Origin of the sequence: uncultured Dysosmobacter sp., assembly GCF_947631635.1 — a bacterium.
Lineage (GTDB): Bacteria > Bacillota > Clostridia > Oscillospirales > Oscillospiraceae > Oscillibacter.
The window spans coordinates 73,396-89,608 of record NZ_CANRMB010000001.1 but is presented as its reverse complement, the minus strand read 5'-3'; the positions used below and the strand labels follow the sequence as shown (position 1 = coordinate 89,608).

Here is a 16,213-nt window from a genome sequence, read left to right as displayed (position 1 = left end):
AACAGATCTCGTAAAATTGAAAAGAAAACGTTGCTGATAAAAGCAAAATCCGATATACTATAAAAAAATTGATCGGCAGGAGGAGACTGGATGGAAACGCGGTATCATGCGATGGTACAGCAGGACGGGCAGCTTTTATTGGAGCACTATTTAATGAGCGGCGGCAATTACCAGTTCTGCTGGCATAAACCACTGGAATTTATGCTGGTCCTCAAGGGGACCGCTGAAGTATTCGCTGACGGGCGGTGTTATCTGCTGGAACAGGATGATATGCTGCTGATCAATTCCAATTGCGGACACTCCATGTTCCTGCGGGATTTGGAAAGCCTGGTATTGATTTGCGAAGTGGCTCCCTCCTTTTTCCAAAGACAATTTTCTATGGAGGTCAGCACATTGCAGATCGAATGCGCATCATCGCCGGCTAGCAGAAGAGAACCCATGTTCGCGCAGCTGCGGTTCCTGCTGGCACGTTCCTTTGTCTATGCTTTTGAGGAGGATCCGCTGGCCCATAACCTCTCTATCCACTATATGACCGCGCTGCTGGGTGAACTGATGCTCCACTTTCCGACCCACATCACCGAGCAAAAACAGGGCAAGGGCAAGGAGAAGGAAACATTGCAGCGGGTCATGAGCTACATCGAGACCAATTTTGACCAAAAGCTGACGCTGGAGGAGGTGTCCTCCCATGTGCAGTATAACCGCACATACCTGTCCACACTGTTTAAGAAAAGCACCGGCATCCTCTTCAATGACTATATCATTCGGGTGCGGCTTCGCCATGCGCTGGAGGCTTTGGGCGACGAGGATCGTTCTATTGTCAGTATCGCGCTGGATCACGGCTTTCCGGACAGCAAGTCCTTTTCTGCCAGCATGAAAAAGTATTGCGGGCGGACACCGCAGGAATACCGTCAGGCACTGAGACAGAATTCCGCGCTTCGAATACCGCAGGGGGCGGATAAATATCTTCCCAAGCCGGATGCGGAGGCTGAAAAATTGCTGGTGCGGTGCGGCATGGGGCTTGAAGGAACCGTGCAGCCGCAGCCTGCTGAAGAGGGTAATAGGGCCCTTTTGCGGGAATATTGCGACCAATTGGAGGAGATTGTGGACAGATTGAGGGGATTTTTATAAATACCGCATGTTTTGTTCAAACATTTCCCCTGTTTAGAAATTATGGCAGAAAAGTACCAAAGGAAAGAAATGAATCGACAAAAAAAGGAATGTACACTTTTCTCAAGAGGGAGATGTGTACATTCCTTTTTCTAAATTGCAAAGGGAGGCCAGCACTTTGCTGCGATATGAACAGTTTGTCTATGATCCAGCGGTTATTTCCGCGATTTTGGATCAATGCGAAATCGTACATATTGGATTTCAGGACAGGCGAAACGCCTATGTTGTCCCCATGTGTTATGGCTATACGGCCACAGAGGAAAATCTGCTGATTTTCATTCACACTGCCAAGGAAGGCTATATGTTAAAACTCATTGAAAAATCCCCCTTGGTGTGCTGCTCCTTTGCGGCATGGCGAAACTTTCCGGATCGCCCCTATAAAGGCCATGTTCACGACTACCGCTCTGTGATGGCTTTCGGCCGGATACGGAAGATGGACCTTGACGCGGAGCCGGAAGCCTGCGACGCGGCACTGCAGGCGCTGTTTTGCAAAACCCACCGGAAGGACTGCAAGAATCCAAAGGGCATTGCCGGCATGAACATGTACATGATCACATGCGACTGGCAGGATGTGTCCGGAAAAACGGAGACCCCTGTTCGCTGCCCGGAGGATGTTCCCTTTCCGGACGTATATGGTGTGCCGGAGGACAATACACCATACGATATCACTGATTTGCTATCAGAAAGACCTGACGAGATCCGCAACAAACGGTATTTGGGATATTTAGACGATTGAAAGGAAAGTGTGATTATGGAAAAGTTTGATCTCTCTACCGCAGGCTTTGATACGGCATTCATCCACGCTGGCCAGCACCGCGACAAGGAGTGGGGGGCTTTGGCGACTCCCATCTACCAGACATCCACCTTCTGCTATGAGACGGTGGAAGAGGGGCAGAAGAAGATCATGCGTGAGATCCCCGGCTATTATTATTCACGCTCCGGCAACCCCACAAACTCTGTGCTGGAGGAGAAGATCGCTGCCATCGAGGGCGCGGAAGCCGCGGTTTCCACCGCGTCCGGTCTGGGCGCCATTGGCTGTGTGATGGTGGCATTCCTGAGGGCTGGCGATCATGTGGTATGCGGCCAGTGTGTCTACGGCGGTACAAACCACATCATGGGCACGAACCTTGCACAGTTCGGTATCGATGTGACCTTTGTGGACACGACGAAGCCGGAGGAGGTGGAGGCAGCCGTCCGTCCCAATACGAAGATGCTGTACTTTGAGACGGTGGCCAACCCCTTGATGACAGTAACGGATGTGGCGGCCATGTCCAAGATCGCCAAGGCGCATGGACTGAAAATGGTGGTGGACAGCACCTTCACTCCGCCCCCGATCCTGTTTGCTGTAAAGCTGGGTGCCGATATTGTGGTCCACTCCCTGACGAAGTACTACAATGGTCACGGTGATGTTATCGGTGGTGTGGCCGTGGGTTCCAAGGAGGACATGGACAAAGTCCGCAACAGCGCCATGACTCGCTTCTGCGGTACGGCGCTTGCTCCCTTCAATGCCTATCTGGTCATTCGGAGCATGAAGACCATGGGCATGCGGGTCCGCCAGCACTGTGCCAACGCTATGGTGATGGCCAGATACCTGGAGGCATCTCCCTTTGTGGAGCGTGTGTATTACGCGGGCTTGGAGAGCCATCCCCAGCATGCTTTGGCCGCCAGCCAGATGCAGGAGGGCCTCTTTACCGGCATGATCTCTTTCGAGCTGAAGGACGGCATCAACGGTCTCTCTGCTTACGATGCCGGCGCCAAACTGCTGAACAACCTGGGCCTGGCGCAGATCGCTGTTTCTCTGGGTGATCCTGATACTCTGATCGAACATCCCGCCAGCATGACACACGCCCGCGTCTCCAAGGAGGACAAGGAAAAAGCCGGTATTTCCGACGGCCTGATCCGGCTGTCTGTGGGCCTGGAAAATGTAGAGGACCTCATTCGTGATTTTGAGCAGGCATTTGCCGCGCTGTAATACTACTTTCAAATCAGGAAAATCAAATTCACGCGGCACGGCAACAAAAGGGGAGGAAAATTATGAGAATAAAAGAAAAAACTGAAACCAGCCTCATTGAGAAAATTACAAAGTCCGTTCCTGATCCGTTTATCATCTTTTTTGTGCTTTTGGCAATTGTCGCTTTAGCGTCTGCGGTATTAGCCGGCATGGGAGTCGGGGCAACTAACCCCGGAACGGGAGAGGAAGTATTTGTTGTCAATCTCCTGTCCGTTGACTATATCGGCTCATTTATTGCCAACATGGGAGGAACGTTTATTAACTTCGCCCCTATGCTGACGGTGCCGATCTGCGCCCTGGGTATTGGCGTTGCCACACATTCCGGTTTTTTAGGCAACACATTAAAGCTGGCAGGCGACTCTATCAAATCAAAATGGATTCTCACGTTTATTATTGCAGTTATTGGATGTAATGGCAATCTGGCCGGCGATGTTGCGATGTTTATCTTTCCAATTCTGGCTGCACTTTTGTTTTACGGTGTTGGTAGAAATCCAATTGCAGGTATTCTCCTGGCGCTTGCCTCCACATCCTTGGGCTTTTGCACATGCTTTATCACCGCGTCCGGCGAGCTGATTTTAATTGGCTTTACGGAAAAGGCGGCTCAGGTTTTGGATCCCAGCTTTACTGCCAACGCGCTGATGAACTGGTATTTCCTGGCTATCTCGGTATTCTTTGTCGCCGCCATTTTGACGGTTCTTTGCATCAAGGTTGTCGAGCCGAGACTTAACCGCCAGGGAATCGCCACCGATACAAGCGCCTTTGAAATTGGCGAAAATGAAGGAGCCTTTTTGACAGACAATGAGCGAAAAGGCATCAAAAACGCCTGTATTGCACTGCTCGTTTTCGTGGTGATTGTAGTCGTCCTCGCGCTGCCGAGAATGCCTCTTGGCGCTACCGCGGAAAAGCCCTTCAGCCAGTCCTATTTCTTTAAGGCTGTTGCCGCTCTGATCAGTATGCTGTTCTTTGTCACCGGCTTTGCCTACGGAAAAACGGTGGGAACCATTAAAACCTTTAATGACGCATCCAAAATGATGGCGCAGGGAATCGCGGATTTAGGCCCGTTCTTTGTCATTTCGTTTGCGGCTTCCATGTTTGTCAAGGTGTTCACCGACAGCCAATTGGCGAGTGTGCTTGCAATCAAGGGCGGCGAATGGCTTGCCAGTACTGGGCTGCCGACGATTGTCATGCTGATTGTGCTTATGCTCTTTACCGCTCTAATCAATGTGTTTTTCAACAGCGCCACCGCTAAATGGGCACTGTTTTCCATGATTTTTGTACCGATGCTTATGATGAATGGAATCGGTCCCGCCGCGATTCACTCCGCCTACCGGATTGCCGATGGAATGACAAACGCCATGACGCCCCTGGCGCCCTGTGTGATTGTCGCATTGACCTACTGTGCAAAATTTGACAAGAAGTTTACAATGGGCAAGCTCTTTAAGGAACTGGCGCCGTTGACCTTAGGAGGAGGCGTTCTGTTTATGCTTTGGTTTGTTGTGTGGTCCCTGCTGGGTATTCCCTATGGTCCCGGTTTTTACTTCAATGTGTAATTTGAGCATACATATGTGCCGCCTTCATATTCGGCGCAGAAAGGAACGATGATGAGTATCAAAACACTTGCGGAAAAGTATTCGGAAGCTATGCTTCGGGATTTCCATCACCTGCACCAGCATCCGGAGCTTAGCTGCCAGGAGAAAGAGACCACAGAGTATATTGCCAATGCCTTGCGTGAAATTGGCTTAACCCCGTGCACGGATTACCCGGAGTATGGCGTATCAGCGATAATTCAGGGTGGGAAGCCGGGAAAAACCATTCTTCTGCGGGCGGATATTGACGCCCTGCCGATTACAGAGGAATCCGGCTGTCCCTATTCTTCCCAGGTTCCCGGCGTGATGCACGCCTGCGGACATGACATTCACACCGCAGGACTACTGGGCGCCGCCCGCATCCTCTATGACTTGCGGGAAGAGTTGTGCGGAAATGTAAAACTGTGTTTCCAGCCTGCGGAAGAGGTGCCGCATCACGGCGCATCCAAATTGGTCGAGGCAGGAATTTTGGAAAACCCCAAGGTAGATATTTCTGTCGGAATCCACGTGGATGCCGCAAATCCGTTGGGGCAGATTACATTTCTGGAGGGACCCGCCAGCGCGTTCGGCGACCGCTTTACCGCAACGCTCCACGGAAAGGGCGGACATGGTTCCGAGCCTCACAAGGTAAACAATCCGATTGACGCCGCGCTCGCAATCTGTCAGATGATTCAGAGCTTCCGATGCAAATTATCTCCAACTGACATTGCGTTGATCCAAATTACAAAGATCCAGGCGGGCAGCGTTGAAAATGTTATCCCCGATACCTGCGTGTTAGGCGGCTGCATCCGAACCGTGTCCAAAGAAATCCGGCAGCAAATCCGCAGCAAGATTACCGATATCATTGACGGTGTCTGCAAAATGCAGGGTGTCTCCTATTCTCTCAGCGGCTTCAATTCCGATTTCCCGATTGTCATCAACGATGAAACCGCGGTTAAATTGGCTGAGACCAGCGCTGAAAAATTAGGCCTCCACTGTATCAAGGGGAAAATATCCCGACTGGGTTCGGAGGACTTTGGGTGGTACGCCAATGAGTCTGGCGTACCGGGTGTTTTCATCTGGGCTGGCTGCGGTTCACCTTATCCGGCTCATAATCCCCGGTTCCGGGCGGATGAGCGCTCTTTGCCGCAGAATGCCGGCCTTCTCGCCCAAATCGCAATTGATTACTTAAGGGAAGGACTGAGCCTTTGAGCGAAGTTTTTGAAGCTGGAATGATTATTTGATTTGAAATATCCTGGCCGCTGTTCTTTACAAATCCATCGTTTCCCGTATTGCATGAGCAAGCGCGGCATCAGCAAAGCGGTGGATGCCTTTTCCGGCCACTGCGCCAACCCCGGCATCATGCTGATGTGCCTGATTTTCGTCTTGGCCGGCATGTTCTCCGGTGTCACCAAGGGCATGGGTGCAGTTGATTCTACGGTGAATCTGGCCCTATCCTTTATCCCGGCCCGCTTCATCACCGCCGGATTATTTCTGATCTGCGTGTTCATTTCTACGTCCATGGGTACCTGCCTGGGCACCATTTCCGCAATCGCCCCCATTGCCCTGGGCTTTATTGAGGCCGCCGGACTGGATCCCGCCATCACCATGTCCGCAGTCATCGGCGGCAGTATGTTCGGCGACAACTTGTCCGTGATCTCCGATACTACCATTGCCGCCACCCGTGGCGCGGGCTGCGAGATGAAGGATAAATTCCGCATGAACTTCAAGATCGCCCTGCCTGCCGCCATCGTCACCACCATTATCTACTGCATCATCGGCGGAGGGGCCGAGCTCGGCGGTACATACGAATTCGAGCTCATCAAGGTCATCCCCTATCTGGTGGTCCTGGTCTGCGCGATCTCCGGCATGAACGTCATCTATGTTTTGCTGACCGGCACCGTCCTCTCCGCCATCATCGGCATGGCTACGGGCTCCATGGGCCTGGTGAGCCTGTCGGCCTCCGCGACCAGCGGCGTCAGCGGGATGCTGTCCCTGGTGCTCATGGCTCTCTTTATGAAGGGCCTCAGCGGCATGGCCGCCGACATGGGCGGCATGGAATGGCTGACGGGCCTCTTCACAAACATCAAGAGCCGCAGGGGCGCGCAGTACGCCATCGCCGCCATTGTCTCTGTCATCGATTTCTTCATCGGCAACAACACCATCGCCATCATCATCAGCACACCTCTGTGCAAACCCATTGCGAAGAAGTTCAAAGTCGCACCTGAGCGGCTGGCATCCCTGATGGATATCTTCGGCGTCATTGTGCCGGGCTTTTCTCCTCTGAGCTCCGCGTTCCTGGTGGTCACCACAATGAGCACCGTTACGCCGCTGCAGTTGATGACCCGCGGTTATTATCTGTTCTTCCTGTTTGTGTTCACCGTGATTACTATCCAGTTTAATCTGCTGCAGACCAAGGAAGAAAAGGAAGGCAGAGAGTTTTATCCTGAACTGGATGAAGCCATTGCGGAATAATATACAGTCTCCGCCTTTTGCAGCACAACATATGTAAAGCGAAATTGAAAGAGGAGGGGACAGCGGGCGCTGTCTCCTCCTCAAAATGTTGGCAAATCAGTACGACCGCTTTGTCGGAGCTGCTTATTTGGTATAGACTTCCGCACGCTTCCATGGTAAGGTGTTTGCAGCAGCCTATATTTCCAAAACTTGAGTGATGAAGGAGAAAATAGATAGATGGCTCTTTCAGAAGAAAAGCGTGCGTCATGGATGCTTCTCATTGCAGCCTTTCTGTGGGGCAGCAGCTTTGTGGGATCCAAAATCTGCTTAAATGCGGGAATACTGCAATTTGAAACCATATTTTACCGTTCCGCTATCGGTACGTTTTGTCTTGCCCTCATTTTCTGGAAGCAGCTGCAGAACATGGAACGTGGAGCGCTTCTGGCGGGTGCAGTATTGGGAATTCTCTCCTCCCTGGGATACACCTTTGAGCTATATGGGATCGCCGTTACGGAAACCACAAAGGTGGCATTTCTCAGCTCCACAAATATTGTGATGATGCCCGTGCTGTGCGTTTTGTTTTTCCATACCCGACTGCGGCCACGTACCATTTTCGCAGCACTATTGACCATGGCAGGCGTTGGATTTTTGAGCCTCACCGGGGAGGGACTATCCTTGACGCCGGGGGATTCCCTGATCCTGTTCTCGGCACTGATGTATGCGCTGAACAGCATCGCGATCGTGAAGCTGGGAGGAGATCATTCACGTATCCAGATCACCTTTATCCAACTGCTGGTTATTACGATATATACCGGCGTGATGACGCTGGTCCAGGGGCGCTGTGGACACTATGAGATAAAGACGGTGGGCGCCATTTTATATCTGGCTATTGGCCCCACACTGGTCTGCTTTGTCTTAAAGAATTATGCCATCAAGTATGTAGGGCCTATCAAGTGCACGCTGATCCTCGCCAGTGAGAGTATTTTCTGCGCACTGCTGTCCATGGTGCTGCTGCACGACCAGGTTACGTTGAGAATGCTGATGGGAATTGTGCTGATCATGTGCGGTATTTTCATGGAGGAATTGGGCGATACTCTGTTCAGTTATTTTGCAGACCATCGCTCCCGGTTTTGATGCAACGATAAAAAAGCAGAGATTTGAAAAACACGAACTTTTATCATGCGGACGATATAACGTCAGATGCCGGTGCAAACAATTTAAGGAAACGATATTCGTTGACTATTGCGAATCAATTTTGCACCTCGATTTCTCTTCAGGAGGTAGAACTGACACCCTGACCACACGATTCACCACAGGCTTCCCTGACGCACATGGAAAATCCGCCGTTCAAGAGCTTTAAAAAGGGGAAATATTAGCAGAAACAGCCAAAAACATCTGCAAACGAGTGAAAAAGTTTGAAATTTCCGCTGACGTATAGGGGGAGCACAGGTTCGAATCCTGCTTCCGTGACTATAAAACTCTGTAACCGCAATGGTCTTTCCTTTTTATAGTTCGTTTTGTTGATATATTTCCCCACCATCTGATGAAGTAGGGGTGGTGCAGGACAAGCTACCAGAGTCCGAACATGGTGCTTGACATTTGCCCCGTTTCAAACTACTATCACGGCAAAGAGGATTTATGTCTGAGAAAAGCCCCTGCTTTGCCCAATTCAGCGGAGCCGGGACCTTTGACCAATACACTGACCAATATCAGTAAATCAGCGGGTGGACACAGTGGACAATGTGGTTCCTTTGGCTTTCAAAAAGTGGGGGCAAAAGTGCTGGAAACCAATGAGTATTAAGTCTTTGACATCCCGACGTATCTTCACACGCAGGAGGTCACTGGTTTTCGCCCCGGATTCTCCGTCAAAAAGTTCCTGATTTCTAACGAAATCAGGAACTTTTCTTCATTTTCTGTTCAAATAATTTTCTTCAAATTTTTGCTTTTGCATCAAGGAAAGCTCGTAAAAAGAGCTCCGGCAAAATAAAATTAAGCTGCCTGCTGCAGTAGAGTTTGTATAGACTGCTTGCTAAGGTAGGATCCGAAGGCAAATCGGTCCTCAGCGTATTTTATGAGGCAAGTAGCCACCTGTCTGGTGTAGGCATCGGGGCAGGGAAGAATCCCCACCTCGATGGGGCGCCGAGTACCCTTTTGTGGATGGCTGCGGCTAGGCCAGCATGGGCGTTGGAAACACCCAATTCAGGAGTGGACAAACCACTTTCCTGAAGTCCTCGAAACAGCAGCAGATACGAGTCTCTGCCATCAGTTCTACGCCAAAATATTACGTCGTTCCTGCTCGTCCACACCGCAAGCCGATAAGCCCACCATGCTGATGAGCCTACCGCCTACGCGCATTTTTCATATAATGCGTCTACCCATAGTACAGAATAATGGCTTTCAGAAAGGAATCGATTGCAGAAAGCGCTTACTTGCTTGTTGAGGCCTTTTGCCATCTCGCTGACTTGGCTGCGGAACAGATTCTCAATGCCCAGACTTTTGGCAACTTCTCCATTTTACGGGCGAAACTGCCCTGCACAAAGGCCTCTTGAACAACCTGGATCAACGCGGTCTCGCTGCGCTTGCGCTTGATGGCAAAGGAAGAAATGTGCCTGCCCCGCTGTACCTTGACGCCATGAGATATATTGTGTCCATTCTCGTGTCCAACCGCCTCGGTCGGTAGCCGCAGCGATACCCACTGCGGCTATTTGTACGCTCCCTCTTTTCCGCCCCAGCTGTCGGCTGACTTCTGTCTCCAGCAGTGGTACGCACAGCTACTCTGGCATGCTAAGCATGGGGTCCAGCTGTGCCATACATTCCAGCAGCAACTCTGTCAGATTTGTGTGATTCCCTTTTCGAGGCATTAGGGACTCTCCTTTACTTCTTGAATGTCTAGCCCCCATTCATCGTACAGGAACCCTAACGGCTCTTCTATGACCTTTCCACTTTTGCAAGCTCGATTATAAACTATTGCATCCGTTACGGGAAAAACTCACATATACAGACCGCCGTTGACATTCATAAAGTCACCAGTGACGTAGTCGGAAAGATCACTCGCATAGAATAGGACCGCATTGGCAATATCCTCTGCCGTTCCGTACCGCCCCATGGGAATGTAGGTCTTAGGATCCACCTTTGACCAGGAGAGCGTCTTACCCATAGGCGTTAGAATGTTGCCGGGGCAAACGGCATTGGATGTGATGTGATACGGTGCCCCCTGCAGGGCAAAGCATTTGCTGAGGTTCAGAATGCCGGCCTTGGCACAGGCATAGGAAGCATCAGAGCTCCGACCACCCCGGAGCGCCGCCAGGGAGGACATATGGACCAGCTTACCGTAGCCCTGCTCCTTCATAATGGCAAATACCGCCTGAGTCACAAAGAACATGGACTTGAGATCGATATCCATCATCCGGTCCCAACTTTCCAATGTGATCTCCTCAATGGGCGTAGAGCCAGTGATGCCTGCCACGTTCACCAGAATGTCGATGCGGCCGAATATGGCCTTTGCTTCAGCGACCTTATCCGGAATGGCTTGAAATTCCGCAACGTTAAATTCCAGTGCGCGGGCTTCGCCGCCGTGAGCGTTGATGTCATCCGCCACGCCCTGAGCCGCCTCCAGATTCACATCCGCCAGAATAACCTTAGCGCCGTATTCCACCAGACGCCGGGCACTGGCTTCACCGATCCCCCGGCCGCCACCAGTGATCAACGCTGTCTTATCCGTCAATAGCATGTAAAACGCTCCTTCCTGTTTTACCCTTTATGGACCGAGATGCCGAAAGCATCCAAGGCGGCCTCCCGCACCATTTCGCACAAAGACGGGTGCGCCACAATCATCCGCTGCCACTGCTCCAGCGTCAGCTTATCCCTGACGGCGTCAGCGGCAAACGCAATCATCTCGGAAGCATTCTCACCTACGATGGTCACGCCAAGCGTGGTTTTAGACGCCTTGTCCATCACCACGTATACACTGCCAGAGGCTCCTTCCGCCAGGGCCATGCCGTTGGCACTGTAATCAAAGCTGCCCAGACAGGGTTCAAAGCCCGCTTCCTTCGCGGCTTCTGTGGTCAGCCCCACAGAGGCAAAGCAGGGAATGGTATAAGTGCACACCGGCACTGGAACGGTACCGTAAGGCTCATCCTTGCCCTGCATATCCGACAGGGCAGCTTCTCCCTCAGCATAGGCGGCGTGGGCTAGTTGATAGCCGCCCACCACATCGCCGATGGCGTATACACCCTCCAGATTTGTCCGCTGGTGGTTGTCCACAGCGATAAACTTGCCGTTCATAGCGAGGCCAAGGGCCCCGGCGTCAATGCCGCTCAGGTTGGGCTTGCGGCCTGCGGCCATCAGAACCTGCTCCGCGTCTACGGAGCTCTCTTTTCCATTCTGTACATAGACCGCTTTCAAACTGGAAGCAGTTCTTTCCACCCGCAGCATTTTCGCGTCGGTCAGCAGACGGATGCCCTGCCGTTCCAAATCCTTGCGCACGATGCGGACAGCCTCCCGCTGTTCCCTGGGCATCAGCTCCGGCATCAACTCCACAACGGTGACCTCGGTGCCGTAGGCTGCGAAGGCGCAGGCCAGTTCCAGTCCGATGACACCTCCACCCATGACCACCATGGACTGCGGCAGAGTCTGGAGATTCAGCGCCCCTGTTGAGTCGATGCACAGTTCATGGCCGGGAATGGGGATCATCATGGACTGGGACCCGGTGGCGATGACCACGTATTTCCCCTGGTACTCTTTGCCGCCACAGGCAACCACACGGTCCTTTTTCAGTACAGCCTCGCCGGTGACGATCTCTACGCCGTGCTTTTGCAGCAAAAATCGAACACCGTCCACCAGCTTGCTGGTGACCTCTGATTTTCCTGCCTGGATTTTTTTGAAGCTGAAGGTTCCGGCATCCCGGAAAATATCTTTCTTTACCAGAGCCCGCACCTTTTCTATAGCCAGTGCTTTATCCACCAGATACTTGGTGGGAATACAGCCCACATTCAGGCAGGTGCCGCCCAGATGCTCCTTTTCAAACAGAGCCGCCTTCATTCCCTGCTTGGCTGCGGCGATGCCCAGAGAATAGCCCCCCGGGCCGCCGCCGATGATCAACACATCAAACCGTTCCATCATGTTCCTCCTTATCCCAGCAGCAGCGACGGATTCTCCATCAGGATTTTCAGTTCCTGCAGGAACTGAGCGCCATAAACGCCGTCAATGATACGGTGGTCGAAGGAGCCGGTGATGGTCATCTTCGGTACTGGCTGGAAAGCGGTACCGTTCCACACAGGCAAAATCTCGATCCTCCCCACAGCCAGAATGCAGCTCTCCGGCGGATTGACAATAGCGATGAAGCGATCTACATCGTACATCCCCAGATTGGAAATGGTAATGCTGCCACAGCCCATCTCGCTGGGAGTCAGATGGTTGTTCCGTGCCTTCTGAATCACATCCTTGTAGGCAGCGGCGATCTCCTCCAGGCTCCTGCCATCAACCCCCTTCACTACAGGCACCACCAAAGCGCCATCCAGGCCAACAGCCAGCCCCACATTGGCATGCCTGTAGATTCGAACCTCGTCCTCCTCGTACCGAGCCCGAACCAGGGGGAACTTCCAAGAAGCCACAGCAATGGCCTTAGCCATGATATCGTTGTAGGAGATCTTGACCTCCCGCTTTGCCTTGTATGTATCCCGCAGAGCCATACAGGCAGTCATATCTACGCTGACCGTACACTGCCAGGCAGGAATGTTCTGCATGGATTCCTGCATTCGACGGCCGATGACCGCCCGGATGCGGGTCATGGGCATGACTTCATACTCCGCTTCTGCAGGACTTACTGTTTCGGCAGGGGCAGGCACAGCCCTGGGAGTCTGGGCCGCTAACTCCACGTCACAGCGCTTCACAAATACGCCGTTGGAAGCCGAAACCGTGGTAATGTCTACCCCCAGTTCCCTGGCCACCATCTTGGCGTTGGGCATGGCAGGCAAATTCAGATGTGCAGCTGGGGCAGCAGAAGTCACAGGAGCCTCAGCGGATGCCGCAGGGAGCGCACTCTGGCCCTTGATAATGGGCAGATACTCCTCCTGTTCTACAGCAGGAGCTTCTGCTGGTGCGGAAACTGCAGCAGCAGATACTCCTGCTGCACCTCCCCGATGATAGGATGCAGCATCAGCGGCTTTGCCGATGACAGCCAGCACAGATCCGGCAGTGACGATATCTCCCTCGGACACCAGCACATCGAACACCTGACCGGCGAGGAAGCTCTCTACCGGCAGGATAGCCTTGTCGGTCTCCACCTCCAGCAGTTCATCGCCCCGCTTGACGAGATCTCCCACTTTTACATTTACCTTTACAATGGTGGCTTCATCGGTGGTCTGACCGGCTGAAGGCATTCTGATCTCCTGGCCTACGCTGGCCCCGCCCGCAAGTTGGGCCGGAACAGGCGTATGGGCAGGCGGAGCAGCCGACTCTGCCGCCGCAGGGGCGCTGCTGCCCTGGTACTGCTCGCCGTGCCGGCCGATGGCAACCAGAACGGTCCCGGCAGTGACTTCATCGCCCTCCTGGACCAAAACAGCCAGCACCTCACCGGCAGCAAAGCTTTCCACCGGCAGAATGGCCTTATCAGTCTCTGCCTCCAACAGTTCATCGCCCCGCTTCACGGTATCTCCTACTTTTACATTCACTTTTACGATGGTGGCTTCATCAGTAGTCTGACCGGCAGCGGGCATTTTGATTTCCTGGATCATGCGTTTTTCCTCCCTTTCTGACCCGACGGGCCGCATTACAGCTTGGCCAGCTTCCGGGCGGCCTCGGCGATCCGCTGCTGGGAGGGGATCACATAGCTTTCCAGCGTGGGGCAGAAGGGGATCGGGGTGTCGGGAGTTGCCACCCGGACCACCGGCGCATCCAACAGCGTGATGGCATTCTCCGCCACCCAGGATGCCAGCTGCGCACCCCAGCCGCCGGTATAAGTGTCCTCATGGACAATCATCAGCTTACCGGTTTTTTTCAGAGACTTGGTCACAGTATCATAGTCGAAGGGGACCAGAGTGCGGGGATCGATGATCTCACAGCTGATGTTCTCCTTTTCCAATTCCTCAGCGGCCTGCATGGCCTTGTACCACATGAGCATATTGGCCACGATGGTGATATCCTTGCCTTCCCGGCGGATTGCCGCCTGGCCGAAGGGAATGGTGTAATCCTCCTCCGGGACCTCACCGGTGGCACTGAGCTGACCGGCCTCTTTCCGCTTGCCGCCGTAGAGCAGCTTGTGCTCAAAGACCAGCACCGGGTTCTCATCCCGAATGGCCTGCTTCATCATCCCCTTGGCATCATAGGGGGTAGAGGGGCAGATGACCTTCAGGCCGGGGACATGGATGAAATAGCTCTCCAAGCTCTGAGCGTGCTGGGCACCCCGGTTGGTGGCGCCGCAGGGGGCGCGCATGACCATGGGCACGTGAACCTTGCCGTCAGACATATAGCACATCTTGGCTGCCTGGTTCACCAGCTGGTCCATCATGCAGAACAGGAAGTCGCCGTACTGCAAATCCGCCACCGGCCGCATACCGGCCATGGCGGAGCCTACACACACACCGGAGATCAGAATCTCGGAAATGGGAGTGTTGATGACCCGGTCATCCCCGATATTTTCTGTGCCTTTAAACGCAAAGCCGCCGCTCTCCAGGGCAACCCGCACATTGGCGCCGAACTCGTCACCCAGGCCCTTGGTCACGGTGAAGGCACCGCCCATGCCGCCGGGGATATCCTCGTCCTCGCCGATGCAGTATACGGAGGGATCTCTGCGCATCTCCTCCCGGATGGCGCTCTTGTACGCATCCGCGATCGACATAATAGCCATTATTTTCAGCCCTCCCAATAAACGTTTTTCAAAGCGGATTCATAAGACGGCAGCAGGGCGTTCTTGGCGTATTCCACCGCCTCCTCGATCTCCTGCTCAATACCGGCTTCTACCTTCTCCAGCTCCTCCTCGGAGATAACGTTGTGCTCCAGGATCACCTTGCGGAAATTTTTCACAGGATCCCTGCCCTGAATCCATAGCTTCTCCTCGTCCTTGGGACGGTAACCGCAGGCATCATTCCGGGAGTGGCCGCCGTGGCGGTAGGTCTTGACCTCGATGATGGTGGGGCCTTCTCCGGCGCGGGCACGGGCAATGGCACGGGCGGCCGCTTCATTGACAGCCAGCACATCATTGCCATCCACAACCTCGCTGGGGATACCATACACGGCGGCACGATCCGCTGCTACGTTCTTCTGGCAGCAGGTAAGAGAAATGGAGGTGTTGGCAGAATACATATTATTCTCGCACACATAGACCACCGGAAGTTTCCAGATGCCTGCGGCGTTCATGGTTTCGTGATAGGAACCCTCATTAGATGCACCGTCGCCGAAAAAGCACACTACCACATTGTCCTTTTTCTGCATTTTGAAAGCCAGCCCCACACCTGCGGCAATCGGCAGGTTGCCGCCCACGATGGCGTTGGCCGGAATCACGCCCACACTGATGTCACCGGTGTGCATAGCGCCGCCCTTGCCGCCGCAGCAGCCCTCAGCCTTACCGAACATCTCGCACATCATGGCCTTGACACTGATGCCCTTGGCGATATCATGACCGGCGGGACGATGGGTGGAAGCCATCCAATCATCCTTACGCAGATCGTACAGCATCCCCACTGCGCTGGCCTCCTCACCGGTGCTCTGGTGAATCGTCCCGGGCATGATGCCCTCTAAGAAGAGATAGTAGATGCTCTCCTCATATTTGCGGATCTGGTACATCTTCTTGTACATGCCCAGAGCCTTTTCATTGGAAGGAAAATTGCTCATGACCGTTCTACTCCTTCTATCCATTCAAAGTTTTGGGGACATCTTAAAGTTTTGTTATTTTAATTAGTAATTTATTCCTAATATTTTATTATTATAATTTATAATATAATTTTGTCAAGATATCTAAGCGTTTTTTCTCCCTTTTTACAAAAAAGTTTTTAGAATTTTTTCTCTGTCCTCTTTACAT

General features: G+C 52.9%; 14 protein-coding genes. 8 read left to right on the top strand and 6 right to left on the bottom strand.

Annotation, left to right across the window (positions count from 1 at the left end):
* The first annotated feature begins 90 nt into the window (after nt 1-90).
* The 8 genes from Q0Z71_RS00375 to Q0Z71_RS00340 all read left to right on the top strand — a co-directional run bounded on the left by Q0Z71_RS00375 (nt 91) and on the right by Q0Z71_RS00340 (nt 8,998).
* Nucleotides 91-1,128, top strand: a complete 1,038-nt coding sequence (locus Q0Z71_RS00375) for an AraC family transcriptional regulator (RefSeq protein WP_298016554.1) — start codon at nt 91-93, stop codon at nt 1,126-1,128.
* Between the two features lie 157 nt (nt 1,129-1,285).
* Nucleotides 1,286-1,903, top strand: coding sequence for a pyridoxamine 5'-phosphate oxidase family protein (locus tag Q0Z71_RS00370; RefSeq protein WP_298016549.1), 618 nt, complete (start codon nt 1,286-1,288; stop codon nt 1,901-1,903).
* A gap of 15 nt (nt 1,904-1,918) precedes the next feature.
* Nucleotides 1,919-3,139, top strand: a complete 1,221-nt coding sequence (locus Q0Z71_RS00365) for a PLP-dependent aspartate aminotransferase family protein (protein WP_298016546.1) — start codon at nt 1,919-1,921, stop codon at nt 3,137-3,139.
* Nucleotides 3,140-3,201: 62 nt separating this feature from the next.
* Nucleotides 3,202-4,728 (top strand): AbgT family transporter, encoded by a 1,527-nt coding sequence (locus Q0Z71_RS00360; protein ID WP_298016543.1) that lies wholly within the window; start codon nt 3,202-3,204, stop codon nt 4,726-4,728.
* Nucleotides 4,729-4,776: 48 nt separating this feature from the next.
* Complete coding sequence (locus Q0Z71_RS00355) at nt 4,777-5,955, top strand: M20 family metallopeptidase (RefSeq protein WP_298016540.1); 1,179 nt, start codon at nt 4,777-4,779, stop codon at nt 5,953-5,955.
* 84 nt (nt 5,956-6,039) lie between these two features.
* Nucleotides 6,040-7,218, top strand: a complete 1,179-nt coding sequence (locus Q0Z71_RS00350) for a Na+/H+ antiporter NhaC family protein (RefSeq protein ID WP_298016536.1) — start codon at nt 6,040-6,042, stop codon at nt 7,216-7,218.
* Nucleotides 7,219-7,434: 216 nt separating this feature from the next.
* Complete coding sequence (locus Q0Z71_RS00345; protein WP_298016533.1) at nt 7,435-8,331, top strand: DMT family transporter; 897 nt, start codon at nt 7,435-7,437, stop codon at nt 8,329-8,331.
* A gap of 451 nt (nt 8,332-8,782) precedes the next feature.
* On the top strand, nt 8,783-8,998 hold the full coding sequence (locus Q0Z71_RS00340) for a hypothetical protein (protein ID WP_298016531.1): 216 nt from the start codon (nt 8,783-8,785) through the stop codon (nt 8,996-8,998).
* A gap of 544 nt (nt 8,999-9,542) precedes the next feature.
* On the opposite strand, the gene Q0Z71_RS17045 is transcribed toward Q0Z71_RS00340, so the two are convergent.
* The 6 genes from Q0Z71_RS17045 to Q0Z71_RS00315 form a co-directional block, all read right to left on the bottom strand.
* Entirely contained in the window at nt 9,543-9,683 is a 141-nt protein-coding gene (locus tag Q0Z71_RS17045; RefSeq protein ID WP_363316663.1) for a transposase, read from the bottom strand.
* Nucleotides 9,684-10,186: 503 nt separating this feature from the next.
* Entirely contained in the window at nt 10,187-10,927 is a 741-nt protein-coding gene (locus Q0Z71_RS00335; protein WP_298016528.1) for an SDR family NAD(P)-dependent oxidoreductase, read from the bottom strand.
* Nucleotides 10,928-10,947: 20 nt separating this feature from the next.
* Nucleotides 10,948-12,315, bottom strand: a complete 1,368-nt coding sequence (gene lpdA / locus Q0Z71_RS00330; RefSeq protein ID WP_298016525.1) for a dihydrolipoyl dehydrogenase — start codon at nt 12,313-12,315, stop codon at nt 10,948-10,950.
* A gap of 11 nt (nt 12,316-12,326) precedes the next feature.
* Entirely contained in the window at nt 12,327-13,931 is a 1,605-nt protein-coding gene (locus Q0Z71_RS00325) for a 2-oxo acid dehydrogenase subunit E2 (protein ID WP_298016522.1), read from the bottom strand.
* A gap of 35 nt (nt 13,932-13,966) precedes the next feature.
* Nucleotides 13,967-15,043, bottom strand: a complete 1,077-nt coding sequence (locus Q0Z71_RS00320; RefSeq protein WP_298016519.1) for an alpha-ketoacid dehydrogenase subunit beta — start codon at nt 15,041-15,043, stop codon at nt 13,967-13,969.
* 5 nt (nt 15,044-15,048) lie between these two features.
* Nucleotides 15,049-16,026, bottom strand: coding sequence for a thiamine pyrophosphate-dependent dehydrogenase E1 component subunit alpha (locus Q0Z71_RS00315; protein ID WP_298016516.1), 978 nt, complete (start codon nt 16,024-16,026; stop codon nt 15,049-15,051).
* Nucleotides 16,027-16,213: the final 187 nt, after the last annotated feature.